At 61.6% G+C, this 14,038-nt stretch carries 8 protein-coding genes; 6 read left to right on the top strand and 2 right to left on the bottom strand.

Annotated elements, in window-relative coordinates:
* Positions 1-228: 228 nt before the first annotated feature.
* From J2857_RS28225 to J2857_RS28245, 5 genes are all read left to right on the top strand, one after another.
* Positions 229-1,503, top strand: a complete 1,275-nt coding sequence (locus tag J2857_RS28225; RefSeq protein ID WP_046605362.1) for an aspartate kinase — start codon at positions 229-231, stop codon at positions 1,501-1,503.
* 80 nt (positions 1,504-1,583) lie between these two features.
* The gene (ptsP, locus tag J2857_RS28230; RefSeq protein ID WP_210013377.1) at positions 1,584-3,851 is read left to right on the top strand and encodes a phosphoenolpyruvate--protein phosphotransferase; all 2,268 of its coding nucleotides are present in this window, start codon (positions 1,584-1,586) and stop codon (positions 3,849-3,851) included.
* Positions 3,852-4,010: 159 nt separating this feature from the next.
* Positions 4,011-5,093, top strand: a complete 1,083-nt coding sequence (prfA, locus tag J2857_RS28235; RefSeq protein WP_210013378.1) for a peptide chain release factor 1 — start codon at positions 4,011-4,013, stop codon at positions 5,091-5,093.
* Positions 5,090-5,953: a peptide chain release factor N(5)-glutamine methyltransferase gene (prmC, locus tag J2857_RS28240; protein ID WP_210013379.1), complete on the top strand. Its 864-nt coding sequence runs from the start codon at positions 5,090-5,092 to the stop codon at positions 5,951-5,953. The genes prfA and prmC overlap by 4 nt, the downstream gene beginning before the upstream one ends.
* A gap of 301 nt (positions 5,954-6,254) precedes the next feature.
* A complete protein-coding gene (locus J2857_RS28245; RefSeq protein WP_210013380.1) occupies positions 6,255-7,109 on the top strand; it encodes a DUF4167 domain-containing protein in 855 nt (284 codons plus the stop codon).
* A gap of 86 nt (positions 7,110-7,195) precedes the next feature.
* Here the strand turns inward: J2857_RS28245 and J2857_RS28250 are convergent, their stop codons facing one another.
* Entirely contained in the window at positions 7,196-8,272 is a 1,077-nt protein-coding gene (locus J2857_RS28250; RefSeq protein ID WP_348635731.1) for a 3-deoxy-7-phosphoheptulonate synthase, read from the bottom strand.
* 384 nt (positions 8,273-8,656) lie between these two features.
* Between J2857_RS28250 and clpB the strand changes: the two genes are divergently transcribed.
* A complete protein-coding gene (gene clpB / locus J2857_RS28255; protein WP_210013382.1) occupies positions 8,657-11,257 on the top strand; it encodes an ATP-dependent chaperone ClpB in 2,601 nt (866 codons plus the stop codon).
* A 75-nt stretch (positions 11,258-11,332) separates the two neighbouring features.
* Here the strand turns inward: clpB and J2857_RS28260 are convergent, their stop codons facing one another.
* Positions 11,333-13,273 carry a M23 family metallopeptidase gene (locus J2857_RS28260; protein WP_210013383.1) on the bottom strand — a complete coding sequence of 647 codons (1,941 nt, stop codon included), beginning with the start codon at positions 13,271-13,273 and terminating at the stop codon, positions 11,333-11,335.
* Positions 13,274-14,038 lie beyond the last annotated feature (765 nt).

Below are 14,038 nucleotides of genomic sequence, written 5' to 3' on the forward strand. Positions count from 1 at the left end.
GGAATTCAAAAGGCCGCCTTCGGGTGGCCTTTTTTGTATCCGCATTGCGACACGCTGCCGCCGAAGCGTACCGTTCGGCCATGTTCTGACCATTGCGCCTTTTCAGCCTTTTCGATAAGAGACCCCGCAACTCGATAATCCTGTCATAAACGACGGGATTGCGAGGCGGTTTGAAAGCAGGCGCCCAAGGCTCCCGAGCCTCTTGGCGAAACAGTGGTTTTTGTCGGTATGGCTCGCATCGTCATGAAATTCGGCGGCACTTCGGTCGCCAATCTCGAACGCATTCACAACGTCGCGCGCCATGTGAAACGTGAGGTAGAGGCCGGGCACGAGGTCGCAGTCGTCGTCTCCGCCATGTCCGGCAAGACCAACGAGCTTGTCGGCTGGGTCCAGGACATGCCGAAGGTTTCCGGCGCCAATTCGCCTTTTTACGATGCGCGCGAATATGACGCTGTCGTCGCATCCGGCGAACAGGTGACGTCCGGCATCCTTGCCATTGCGCTGCAGTCGATGGGCATCAATGCCCGGTCCTGGCAGGGCTGGCAGATCCCGATCCGCACCGACAGCGCCCATGGCGCAGCAAGGATCATGGAGATCGACGGTTCCGAGATCGTCAAGCGGATGGGCGAGGGCCAGGTGGCCGTGGTCGCGGGTTTCCAGGGGCTCGGCCCCGACAACCGGATCGCGACGCTCGGCCGCGGCGGTTCCGACACGTCGGCGGTGGCGATCGCGGCCGCGGTCAAGGCCGACCGCTGCGATATCTACACGGATGTCGACGGCGTCTACACGACCGACCCGCGCATCGTGCCCCAGGCGCGGCGCATGAAGAAGGTCTCCTTCGAGGAAATGCTCGAAATGGCATCGCTCGGCTCGAAGGTTCTGCAGGTGCGCTCGGTCGAGCTCGCCATGGTCCACAAGGTCCGCACCTTCGTGCGCTCCAGTTTCGAGGATCCCGATGCACCGGGCATGGGCGACCTTTTGAACCCGCCCGGTACTTTGATTTGCGACGAGGAAGAAATCGTGGAACAGGAAGTCGTCACCGGCATCGCCTATGCCAAGGATGAAGCGCAGATCTCGCTCCGGCGCCTTGCCGACCGGCCGGGCGTATCGGCTGCGATCTTCGGCCCGCTTGCCGAAGCGCATATCAATGTCGACATGATCGTGCAGAACACGTCGGAAGACGGCTCGCGCACCGACATGACCTTCACGGTGCCGTCCGGCGACGTGCAGAAGGCCATGAAGGTGCTCGACGACAACAAGGAAAAGATCGGCTTCGATGTCGTCCAGACCGAATCAGGCCTGGCGAAAGTGTCGGTGATCGGCATCGGCATGCGCAGCCATGCCGGCGTTGCCGCGCACGCTTTCAAGGCACTTGCCGAAAAATCCATCAACATCAAGGCGATCACCACCTCGGAAATCAAGATTTCGATCCTGATCGACGGTGCTTATTCGGAACTCGCTGTTCGGACTTTGCATTCCGCTTACGGTCTCGATAAGAGTTGAGAATGAACCGTTTAGACGCGCCGGCAGTCATGGGCGCCGTCTTGCGGCTGGGGTGACCTCGTTTCGGGAGAACATAGGCGATGAGAGACCTGTCGGCAGGTCCGCGCGTTCTGTTGAAGCGGCTGCGCGAATTGATGGCGGAGCCGCTCGAGCCACAGGAGCGCCTTGACCGGATCGTCCGCCAGATCGCCAGCAACATGGTGGCCGAAGTCTGCTCGGTCTATGTGCTCCGCTCCGACGGCGTTCTCGAACTCTACGCGACCGAAGGTCTCAACAAGGAGGCGGTCCACACCTCGCAGCTGAAGATGGGCCAGGGCCTCGTCGGCACGATCGCCGCCTCCGCCCAGCCGCTCAATCTTTCGGATGCGCAGGCGCATCCGGCCTTCCGCTATCTCCCCGAAACCGGCGAAGAGATCTACCATTCCTTCCTCGGCGTGCCGATCCTGCGGGCTGGCCGCACGCTTGGCGTTCTCGTCGTCCAGAACAAGGCGAGCCGCAACTATCGCGAGGATGAGGTCGAGGCGCTTGAAACCACGGCGATGGTGATCGCCGAGATGATCGCCACCGGCGAGCTCAAGAAGATCACCAGGCCCGGCCTCGAACTGGACCTGACGCGTGCCATCACGATCGAGGCCGACGCCTATAACGAGGGCATCGGCCTCGGCCATGTGGTTCTGCACGAACCGCGTATCGTCGTCACCAATCTCCTGAATGAAGATGCGGAGAAGGAAGTCACGCGGCTGGCGGAAGCGCTCGGGTCCCTGCGCATCTCGATCGACGACATGCTGTCGCGTCGGGAAGTCTCCCAGGAAGGCGAGCATCGCGAGGTGCTCGAAACCTACCGGATGTTCGCCCACGACCAGGGCTGGGTCCGCCGCATGGAAGAGGCGATCCACAACGGGCTGACGGCGGAAGCCGCGGTCGAGAAGGTCCAGAGCGACACCAAGGCGCGGATGATGCGCCTGACCGATCCCTATCTGCGCGAGCGGATGCATGATTTCGACGATCTGGCCAACCGGCTTCTGCGCCAGTTGACGGGCTTTTCCGGCCGCGCTTTCGACGAAGGTTTCCCGACGGACGCCATCATTCTCGCCCGCGCCATGGGTGCCGCCGAGCTGCTCGACTATCCGCGCGCCAGCCTGCGCGGCCTGGTGCTCGAAGACGGCGCAGTGACGAGCCATGTGGTGATCGTCGCGCGCGCGATGGGCATTCCGGTCGTGGGACAGGCGGCGGGCGTGGTGGCGCTTGCCGAAAACGGTGATGCGATCATCATCGATGGCGACGACGGCCAGCTTCACCTGCGGCCGGTCCTCGACCTGCAGAAGGCCTACGAGGAAAAGGTACGCCTGCGGGCCCGTCGCCAGGAACAGTTCAGGGCGCTCCGAGACGTCGAGCCGCTGACCAAGGACGGCAAGCGCATCAGCCTGCAGATGAATGCCGGCCTGCTGGTCGATCTGCCGCAGCTTGTCGAATCCGGCGCGGATGGCATCGGCCTGTTCCGCACCGAACTGCAGTTCATGATCGCCTCGACCATGCCGAAGCTCGAGGAGCAGGAGAGCTTCTACCGCAACGTGATCAAGCAAGCGGCGGGCCGGCCGGTGACGTTCCGGACGCTCGACATCGGCGGCGACAAGGTCGTCTCCTATTTCCGGGCCCAGGAAGAAGAAAATCCGGCGCTCGGCTGGCGGGCGATCCGCCTGTCGCTCGACCGGCCCGGGCTTCTGCGCACCCAGCTTCGGGCGCTGCTCAGGGCAGCCGCCGGCGCCGAGCTCAAGATGATGCTGCCGATGGTGACCGAGGTTTCGGAAATCCATGCGGTGCGCGAGCTCATGCAGAAGGAAGTGCAGCATCTTTCGAAATTCGGCCACAGCCTGCCGCGCAAGCTGCAGTTCGGGGCGATGCTCGAAGTGCCGGCGCTGATGTGGCAGCTCGACGAACTGATGGCGGAAGTGGATTTCGTCTCGGTTGGCTCGAACGACCTGTTCCAGTTCACGATGGCGGCCGACCGCGGCAACGCTCGGGTTTCCGACCGTTTCGACAATCTCGGCAAGCCGTTCCTGCGCATTCTGCGCGATATCGCGCGGGCCGGCGAACGCAACAAGACGGTGGTGACGCTGTGCGGCGAGATGGCGGGCAAACCGCTTTCGGCCATGGCACTGCTCGGGGTCGGCTTCCGCTCGGTTTCCATGTCCCCGACCTCGATCGGGCCGGTCAAGGCAATGCTGCTCGGGCTTGACATCGACCAGCTGTCGGCAGAATTGAACGCGGCGCTCGACGATACAAGGTCGTCGGAGCCGATCCGCGCGCTGCTTGTGCGGTTCGCCGCGGCCAACAATATTCCGGTTTGATGATTGAATGATGGCTATTGGTCGAGCTATGTGCTCTCACCGTCATCCTCGGTCCACGGATCACGTCCGAGGATTTCTCCAGGATCTGCTACCTATCGGCGTGGATAGATCCCCGGGACAGGCCCGAGGATGACGAACGGCATAGTTGGAGTTTTATAATTGGCGAAGCTTCCTGTCGAAAAGATGCGCGAGCTGGAACGCCGGTTCGGCGAGATCGAGGCGCGCATGGCGGAAGGCCCTGCCGCCGATGTCTATGTGAAGCTGGCATCCGAATATTCCGAACTGCAGCCGGTGGTGCGCAAGATCCGCGAATACCAGAAGACGGTCGACGAAGTGGCCGATCTCAGAGCCATGCTCTCCGACAAGGCGACCGACCGCGAGATGCACGAGCTTGCGGAAATGGAGCTGCCGGAGGCCGAGGAGCGGCTCGAGGGGCTCGAAAAGGACATGCAGCTTCTGCTGCTGCCGAAGGACGCGGCCGACGAGAGGAGTGCGATTCTCGAAATCCGGGCCGGCACCGGCGGCAACGAGGCCGCACTTTTCGCCGGCGACCTGTTCCGTATGTATGAGCGTTATGCGTCGACCAAGGGCTGGAAGGTGGAGGTGCTGTCGGCCAGCGAAGGCGAAGCGGGCGGTTACAAGGAAATCATCGCGACGGTCACCGGGCGCGGCGTCTTCTCCAAGCTGAAGTTCGAATCCGGCGTGCACCGGGTGCAGCGCGTGCCCGATACGGAGGCGAGCGGCCGCATCCACACGTCGGCTGCGACCGTCGCCGTAATGCCGGAAGCCGAAGAGATCGACATCGAAATCAGGCCGGAAGATATCCGCATCGATACGATGCGCTCGTCGGGCGCCGGCGGCCAGCACGTCAACACCACGGACTCGGCCGTGCGCATCACCCACATGCCGAGCGGCATCGTGGTGACCAGCTCGGAAAAATCGCAGCACCAGAACCGCGCCAAGGCGATGCAGGTACTGCGGACCCGTCTCTACGACATGGAGCGCCAGAAGGCAGACAACGAACGATCCGCCGACCGCAAGAGCCAGGTCGGTTCCGGCGACCGTTCCGAGCGCATCCGCACCTACAATTTTCCGCAGGGGCGGGTAACCGATCACCGCATCAACCTGACGCTCTACAAGCTCGACCGGATGATGGAAGGCGATATCGACGAAGTGGTCGATGCGCTGATTTCCGACTACCAGGCCGGCCAGCTGGCGCAGCTCGGCGAGCAACAGGGATGACGATACTTTCCGCAGCCGTCGCGGATGCCAGATCCAGGTTTTCGGCGGTGGGCCTGCCGGATGCGGCCATCGAGGCGCGGCTGCTGATCGGCGGGCTGCTCGGGCTTTCGAGCACCGAAGTCTTTACCGGCGGCGACCGGCTGCTGACGGAGGAAGAAACCTTCCGGATTTCGAAAGCGGTCGAGCGCCGCTTGAAACGGGAGCCGGTGCACCGCATATTAGGATCACGTGAATTCCACGGCATGGAGCTCCTCATTTCGAAGGAAACGCTGGAGCCGCGCCCGGACACCGAAATCCTGGTGGATTCGATGCTTGCCTATGTGAGGCAGATTGTCGCAGACAAGGGTTTTGCGCGTATTCTCGATCTTGGGACCGGCACCGGCGCGATCGTTCTCGCGCTCCTCAAGGAGAGCCCGGAGGCTCAAGGGATCGGCAGCGATATCTCGGAGGATGCCCTGCTGACGGCGACAGAAAATGCCGCCCGGTTGGGAATGTCCGAAAGATTTCAGGCGATCCGCAGCCATTGGTTCGACGCAATTTCAGGGTGTTTCGACATAATCGTGTCAAATCCGCCCTATATACGAAGCGATGTTATCCCCGCACTGGAACCGGAAGTCCGGGATTTTGATCCGCTGGCAGCGCTAGATGGAGGTCCGGATGGGCTCGAAGCCTATCGCGCGATTGCAGCGAGTGCGGGAGATTTCCTCGAAAAAGACGGCGTTATCGGCGTCGAGATCGGGTTCGATCAGAAGGAAACCGTGAGCGCGATTTTCCGTGTCGCCGGCTTTACGCTGGCGGAAGCGGTGCGCGACTACGGCGATAATGATCGGGTTCTCGTATTTACCGTGAATCATCCTTGATTTTGCAGGCAAAAGAAAAGGCTTGGATTCCCGGAGGAAGCGGGATAGCTTGCAGATACGCACTGGGACGGCTGGGAATGAACAGCGATTCGTTCGGGTTACAGGGCAACCCTTTGATCCATCTCTTTTCGAAGAGTTGCGAAGGTTGAACAATTCCCGGTGCGTGAATCAGTTAATTTGACTTTCACAAGCGGCAGGACGCTTTGATCGGCCTGTGCGCGGCACGCGAAGTCTTGTTCGGCTCTGTCCGACAGGCCGCGTGGCCCCTTATCAGCGAAGACAGAGAATTGGTGAAAGATAGATGAGGCCAGGACAGCAGAACAAACGCGGTCGAGGTCGCGGCAGTAACAATAATAACAATAGCGGCGGCGGCGGAAATAACAACTTCAACCGCAAGGGCGGCAATCCTCTTAGCCGCACCTATGATAGCTCCGGACCGGATGTGAAGATCCGCGGAACCGCCCAGCATATCGCCGAGAAGTATAGTCAGCTCGCCCGTGATGCCCAAAGCTCCGGCGACCGCGTGATTGCGGAGAACTATCTCCAGCACGCCGAACACTACAACCGCATCATTGCCGCCGCACAGGCGCAGATGCAGGACAGGTTCCAGCACGACAATCGTGGCGACTATCAGGATCGGGACGGCAACGTTCAGGATCAGGACGACATGGACAATAATGAGGGCGAGGACAGCGGTTACTCGCAACAGCCGTCCATGGACGAAGCGCCGCAACCCCAGCCGCAGGCTCAGCACCAGCAGCCTCGCCGGGAACAGCGCGAGCCTCGCGAGCAGCGGGAACCCCGTGAACAACGGGAGCCCCGCGAACAGCGTGACCAGCAGCGCGAACGCCCCCGCCGCGAAAATCGTCCGGAACAGCCGGCCGTCGCGGCGGTTCCGACCCAGGTCGCAGCACCTCAGCCAGTCGCTCCGGTCGTTGATGGTTCCGGTCCGCAACCGGTGATCGAAGGCACGCCTGCGGAAGTGGCGGTCGAGGAAGAGGCGCAGGCAGAAGCCGCTCCGCGCCGCCGCCGCGCCGCCGGCAGCCGTCCGCGTCGTCCGCGTCGTGGCGAAGGCGCCGGTGAAGAGGGCGGTTCCGAAGGCGAGGCCTCGGGCGACGGCTCGCAGCCGGCCCTGGCGGATGCCGCTTCGGAATAAGCCCACGGGCGGGAATAACCCAGATCAAGAAGGCCGCTCGGGAAACCGGGCGGCCTTTTTCATTGAGCAAGAATAACCCATCTGCTTCAGATGTGGGCCTTGCGCCGTTCGCGGGCGGCGCGGGCAAGGTCTTCGAGCACCGTGACGGATGTTTCCCAGTCGATGCAGCCGTCGGTGATGCTCTGGCCGTAGGTGAGCGACTTGCCGGGCACCAGATCCTGGCGGCCGCCGATGATATTGCTCTCGATCATCATGCCCTTGATGGCCATGTTGCCGGCAGCGATCTGCGTCGCGACGTTCTTCACGACCAGCGGCTGGTTCATCGGATCCTTGCCGCTGTTGGCATGGCTGGCGTCGATGAGGATGCGTGGCTCCAAACCGCGTTTTACCGCCTCCCTGGAAACGGCCTCGACATCGGCCGCCTCGTAGTTCGGCCGCTTGCCGCCGCGAAGGATGACGTGGCAATCCTCGTTGCCGGTCGTCGTGGCGATTGCGGCCCGGCCGTCCTTGGTCACCGCCGGAAAATGGTGCGTCTGCGAGGCGGCCAGTATGGCATCGAGCGCCACCGCGACGCCGCCATCGGTGCCGTTCTTGAAGCCGATCGGGCAGGAGAGGCCTGACGCGAGCTGGCGGTGCACCTGGCTTTCGGTCGTCCGCGCGCCGATCGCGCCCCAGCTGACGAGGTCGGCGATATATTGCGGCGTGATCGTATCGAGGAATTCGCAGCCCGCCGGAAGACCCATCGCATTGATGTCCAGAAGAAGCTGCCGGGCGATCCGCAAACCCTCTTCGATCCGGTAGCTGCCGTCGAGATGCGGGTCGTTCATCAGGCCCTTCCAGCCGACGGTGGTGCGCGGTTTTTCGAAATAGACGCGCATGACGATTTCGAGATCGCCATTGAAACGTCGTCGCTGTTCTTCCAGCCGGGCCGCATAGTCCCTCGCCGCGACCGGGTCGTGGATGGAGCAGGGACCAATAACGACGATCAGCCGATCGTCCTCATTATCAAGGATGCGATGAACGATGTCGCGCGTCCGGGTGACGGTTTCGGTGACCGCATCATCGCGCGGGATTTCGGCGATGATGTCGGCGGGCATGGTCAGCGGGGTGAGCTCGACGATACGGCGATCATCGACAGTATTCGCGGGATTGGCATTCGGCACGGGCATGGCTCCTGTTTGGTCATACCGTGCGGAATTGAAAAAGCCGCCAGGTAGACTAGCGGCTTGAGGGAATGTCGTTGCGTCGAAATCAGCTACGCACGGACCCGCATCCGCTGGGGAAAGCGGTAGCTATAAAATCGCGAGGCGTGGGTGGACGTGAATGACATGGGGTTTCTCTATTCGCTCGACCGCGGATTGTCACGCGGAAATTTGTGACGTCTTCTGCCGACGGATTTTGACCTTCTGAACTCTTTAAACACGAGAATCCGCTTACCATATCTCCAGCAACGCCGAGATTTCGGCAGGGCTTGCCTTTGAGGGAGCTCAATCTCAATCATCGGTTCGTGCCGTATCATGGGCGGGTCGATCACTGGAGGTATCACAATGAACATCGAAAAATACTCCGAGCGCGTCCGCGGTTTCCTGCAGTCGGCTCAGACCCAGGCTTTGGCTTCGGGCCACCAGCAGTTCACGCCCGAACATGTGCTGAAGGTGCTGCTCGACGACGATCAGGGCATGGCGTCCTCGCTCATCGATCGCGCCGGCGGCAACGCCAAGGAAGCGCGCATTGCCAATGACGCCGCACTCGCCAAGCTTCCCAAGGTTTCCGGCGGCGGTGGCGAGATTTATCTCTCCCAGCCGCTCGCCAAGGTTTTTTCGACCGCGGAAGAGGCCGCCAAGAAGGCCGGCGACAGTTTCGTCACTGTCGAACGCCTGTTGCTGGCACTTGTCATCGAAAGCTCGGCTTCGACATCCGCGACCTTGAAGAAGGCCGGCGTGACGGCGCAGGGATTGAACCAGGTCATCAATGATATCCGCAAGGGACGCACTGCCGACGGCGCCAATGCCGAGGCCGGTTTCGAGGCCCTGAAGAAATATGCGCGGGATCTCACGGCGGAAGCCCGTGACGGCAAGCTCGATCCGGTGATCGGCCGCGACGACGAAATCCGCCGCACGATCCAGGTTCTCTCCCGCCGCACCAAGAACAATCCGGTGCTGATCGGCGAACCCGGCGTCGGCAAGACGGCGATCGCCGAGGGCCTGGCGCTGCGCATCATCAACGGCGACGTGCCGGAAAGCCTGAAAGACAAGAAGCTGATGGCGCTCGACATGGGTGCCCTGATCGCCGGCGCGAAATATCGCGGCGAGTTCGAGGAGCGCCTGAAGAGCGTGCTCAACGAGGTTCAGTCGGAAAACGGCGAGATCATCCTGTTCATCGACGAGATGCACACGCTGGTCGGGGCCGGCAAGTCCGACGGGGCGATGGACGCTTCCAACCTCCTGAAGCCGGCGCTTGCCCGCGGCGAACTGCATTGCGTCGGTGCGACCACGCTCGACGAATATCGCAAGCACGTGGAAAAGGATCCCGCACTTGCCCGTCGTTTCCAGCCTGTCATGGTCGAGGAGCCGACGGTCGAGGATACGATCTCGATCCTGCGCGGGCTGAAGGAAAAATATGAGCAGCACCATAAGGTTCGGATCTCGGATTCGGCCCTGGTCGCGGCTGCGACGCTGTCCAACCGCTACATTACCGACCGGTTCCTGCCCGACAAGGCGATCGACCTGATGGACGAAGCCGCTTCGCGGCTGCGCATGCAGGTGGATTCCAAACCTGAAGAGCTCGATGAACTCGACCGGCGCATCATGCAGCTGAAGATCGAGCGCGAAGCCCTGAAGAAGGAAACCGACAGCGCTTCGGCCGACCGGCTGCAGCGGCTGGAAAGCGAAGTCACCTCGCTCGAGGAGCAGGCGGATGCGCTGACGGCCCGCTGGCAGGCGGAAAAGCAGAAGCTCGGCCTTGCCGCCGATCTCAAGAAGCAGCTCGATGAGGCCCGCAATGAATTGGCGACGGCCCAGCGCAAGGGCGAGTTCCAGCGTGCCGGGGAGCTTACCTATGGCGTGATCCCCGAGCTGGAAAAGCGTCTCGTGGAAGCCGAAGCCCAGGACAGCTCGACCAATGCCATGGTGCAGGAAGTCGTGAACCCGGATGCGATCGCCCATGTGGTGTCGCGCTGGACCGGCATTCCGGTCGACAAGATGCTGGAAGGCGAGCGCGACAAGCTGCTGAGGATGGAAGACGAACTGGCGAAATCCGTCGTTGGCCAGGGCGATGCGGTTCAGGCCGTCTCGCGCGCGGTTCGGCGTTCGCGCGCCGGCTTGCAGGATCCGAACCGGCCGATCGGCTCGTTCATTTTCCTCGGCCCGACCGGCGTCGGTAAGACAGAGCTGACTAAATCGCTCGCCCGCTTCCTGTTCGACGACGAAACCGCGATGGTGCGCATGGACATGTCGGAATACATGGAGAAGCACTCCGTGGCGCGGCTGATCGGTGCGCCTCCGGGCTATGTCGGTTATGACGAAGGCGGTGCGCTGACCGAAGCCGTCCGCCGCAAGCCCTACCAGGTCGTGCTGTTCGACGAGATCGAGAAGGCGCATCCTGATGTGTTCAACGTTCTCCTGCAGGTGCTCGACGACGGGCGCTTGACGGACGGGCAGGGCCGCACGGTCGACTTCAAGAACACGATGATCATCATGACCTCCAATCTCGGGGCGGAATACCTGACCGCTCTTCGCGAGGACCAGGATTCCGAAAGCGTGCGCGAGCAGGTGATGGATGTGGTGAAAGCCTCGTTCCGGCCTGAATTCCTCAACCGCGTCGACGAGATCATTCTGTTCCACCGCCTGAAGCGTAACGAGATGGGCGCGATCGTCGATATCCAGATGAAGCGGCTGCTGTCGCTTCTGGCGGAGCGGAAGATCAGCATCGATCTCGGTCCGGACGCCCGCGAATGGCTGGCCGACAAGGGTTACGACCCGGTCTATGGCGCGCGTCCGCTGAAGCGGGTGATCCAGAAGTTCGTGCAGGATCCGCTCGCAGAGCAGATTCTCGGCGGCCAGATCCCGGACGGCTCGGCCGTTGCGGTCTCGGCCGGTTCGGACCGGCTGCTGTTCCGGGTCAAACGGGTTGTGAGCGAAGCTGCGTAAGTCAGGCTGAACATTAAAAGCAGAACGGCGGCTCCGGCCGCCGTTTTCGTCTGCGGATCCGGCCTGGTAACAGCCTTAGCGGCTGGCGACCTCGTCGGCCGACTGGGTGTTGAGCAGCGTATCGATGCGCTTGCGTTCCTCTTCGAAACGGGCGAGCGCCTTGCCGTTCAGCGAATTGCCACCCGGCAGGCGGATCTTCATCGCATCGACCTTGGTGCCGTTGACGATCAGCTCGTAATGAAGGTGGGTGCCGGTCGACTGGCCGGTCGAGCCGACGTACCCGATCACCTGGCCCTGGGTGACCTTGGCGCCTTCGCGAATGCCCGGCGCGATCGCGCTCTGGTGATTGTAGGAGGAGACATAGCCATTGGCGTGGCGGATGAGCGTCTGGTTGCCGTAGCCGCCGGAATCCCAGCCAGCCTTTTCGACGACACCGTTGCCTGTGGCGATGATCGGCGTGCCGCGCGGGGCGGCCCAGTCGGTGCCGGTATGCATGAGGGCCTTGCCCAGGATCGGATGGCCGCGCATGCCGAAGCCGGAGGTCATGCGGCCGTTCGGAAGGGGGTTGCGCAGCAGGAACTGCCGGATGCTCTTGCCGTCCTCGTCGAAATAGTCGACCGAATTGTCGTCGGGGTTCTGGAAGCGGTAGAAGCGGCTCGTCGTGTCGCCGAAACGGGCGTTCACGTAGAGCAACTGGGAATCCTTGTTCGCCTGGCCCTTGTCGTCGGCGACCGAGAAGAAGGCCTCGATCTTGTCTGTCGGTTTCAGCTGGGCCTGCAGATCGACATTGCTGGCGAGCAGTTTCACCAGCGTGCCGGTCATCTCCTTGCTCATGCCGTAGGAGAGGGCGGCCCGGTAGATGCCGTCGTAGACGCGCGGCAGTTCGCGGCCCGCGAGGACCTGCGCCGGCTGCTCGCTGAAGGCAGAGGCGACCGCATCCAGCATCGGCGGCTCCCGGCCGTCAACGAAGCGGCCATGATCGTCGAGGGCGACGGTTACCCGGTGGTCGCCACGCCGATAGAGACTGGCGCGGACGACCAGAACCATGTCGCCTTCCTGGATGACGCCGATGCGCAGCACGTCGCCGACGGAAAGGTCGGCTTCGCCGAGGCGGGATTGCAGGTAGCCGGAAATCTCGCGGGCCTTGCCTTCCGGATAGCCGACCTCGGTCATCGCCTGGCTGACCGTTTCGACCTTGCGCACCGGAATGATGTCGTCGGCATATTCGCGGGTACGCGAGTTGATCGCCTCAGGCGTCGATACCGATATGTTTTCCTCGACGATGCGGGCAGAAAGACCGGCGGTGATATCGAGACCGCCGCCATCCTCCTTCGACGAGAAGCGTTGCGGATCGACATAATAGAGCGCCGAAAGCTGGGCGTTGCCGTCGCTGAGCACCGAACCGTTGGAGCGGACGTTCTCCTCGACCTCCTCCAGCGTCATCGCCTGCGCGAAGGCGTACATGTTGCCCTTGACGGGGAAGGCGACGGTCTGGAGACTGACTTCGGATTCGACGTTCGACCCGTAGATGACGCCGGCACGCGCGGCAGGCGGCGGGGGCGTTTCGCTCGACGAGAAGATCGTCATCGGATCGAAGTTCGGATAATCTTCCTGCGCCACGTGGTTTGCCGCAAGATTCATCTTCACATGCGCGAAGGGCTTGCGGCGGACGACTTCCTTATTGCCCTCGTGCACGACCGTCGAGACTTCCATCACCTTCCGGTCGGTCGGCATGGCGACGATATTGCCGCCGAGCAGCCGCTTGCCGCGTGAGGCGGCATCCGCATCGTTCGTCGGGATGGAGGCGGAGGCTTCGGCCGGGATCGCAAGCTGCTGGCGACCGTCGAGGGCGGCAAACAAAGCAACGCCCATCAGGATAGAAGATGTAATGCCCGTCAGAAACGTGCCGGAAAGCCAACGCAACGAAATCTCACGTCGATCCGGAGCACGACGGCCGTCGGCGAGGATCGGCGGTTCGTTGCCGAGCGAGCGGATCATGCTGCGGGCCGTCATCATGCCAGTCTAAGCCAGTCCCTGATACTCGTTATTGCCGTAGGCAGTTTTTATACTGCCTGCGGGACCTTGGGCCAAACATGTGCCCCTTTCAGCCTGGAGAGTCAAATCAGTCACGTTGCAAACGCGTACACCGCCCGAGACGTCTTTTCGATTCCCTGCTGGGACCGTGGTAACCATGAGAATGTGAATTTGTCGGGGCGGTTTTGGGGCAGGGACCAAAAGGGTGGTGTTTCTGCCCGTCGCAAGGGCTCGAAAGTCCCCGGAAAAGCACATTTTGAATGATTCTTCGGAAATTATGATTATATATCAATTGCTTGTCGCTTTTCTCGATTTTTCTGATTCATCCCTGTTGACTTGAAAGAGGGGTTCCTTCTATAACCCGCTCACTGAACGAGGGCGGCGGCGCTGCTGGCGACGACGACTTTCGTTCTTCAGAAATCACTGATTGATTGGCGCATGCTGGTTGGGACCGGGTTACGGTTTGGTCTCTGGAAGCGGTGCTGTTCGGGAAGTTTTGACGGTTTGGCCATTTGGTTTTGAAGCGTCGGTTATTTGACAATTGAAGATGAGAAGAAAGAGAAACGTGGTCGGCGGTTTTCGCGGATTGGGCTTTAGGGCTTGATCTATGGAAGACAAATGACGGTCACGTTTTGAACAAGAGAACACCTGATCGTGGGCGCAGTGATGCGGACATGATCAAAGTGAGTTCTCGTCGATTCAGAACAAGAGTGATTAGTCGGATTGGATTCTCAACTTGAGAGTTTG

The sequence above is a fragment of the Neorhizobium galegae genome (assembly GCF_017877055.1).
GTDB lineage: Bacteria > Pseudomonadota > Alphaproteobacteria > Rhizobiales > Rhizobiaceae > Neorhizobium > Neorhizobium galegae_D.

What these genes read in the sequence shown, in the direction of transcription:
- J2857_RS28225 (WP_046605362.1), top strand. Translation starts at nt 229, where the DNA reads ATGGCTCGCATCGTCATGAAATTCGGCGGCACTTCGGTCGCCAATCTC.
- ptsP (WP_210013377.1), top strand. Translation starts at nt 1,584, where the DNA reads ATGAGAGACCTGTCGGCAGGTCCGCGCGTTCTGTTGAAGCGGCTGCGC.
- prmC (WP_210013379.1), top strand. Translation starts at nt 5,090, where the DNA reads ATGACGATACTTTCCGCAGCCGTCGCGGATGCCAGATCCAGGTTTTCG.
- J2857_RS28245 (WP_210013380.1), top strand. Translation starts at nt 6,255, where the DNA reads ATGAGGCCAGGACAGCAGAACAAACGCGGTCGAGGTCGCGGCAGTAAC.
- clpB (WP_210013382.1), top strand. Translation starts at nt 8,657, where the DNA reads ATGAACATCGAAAAATACTCCGAGCGCGTCCGCGGTTTCCTGCAGTCG.
- J2857_RS28260 (WP_210013383.1), bottom strand. Translation starts at nt 13,273, where the DNA reads ATGATGACGGCCCGCAGCATGATCCGCTCGCTCGGCAACGAACCGCCG.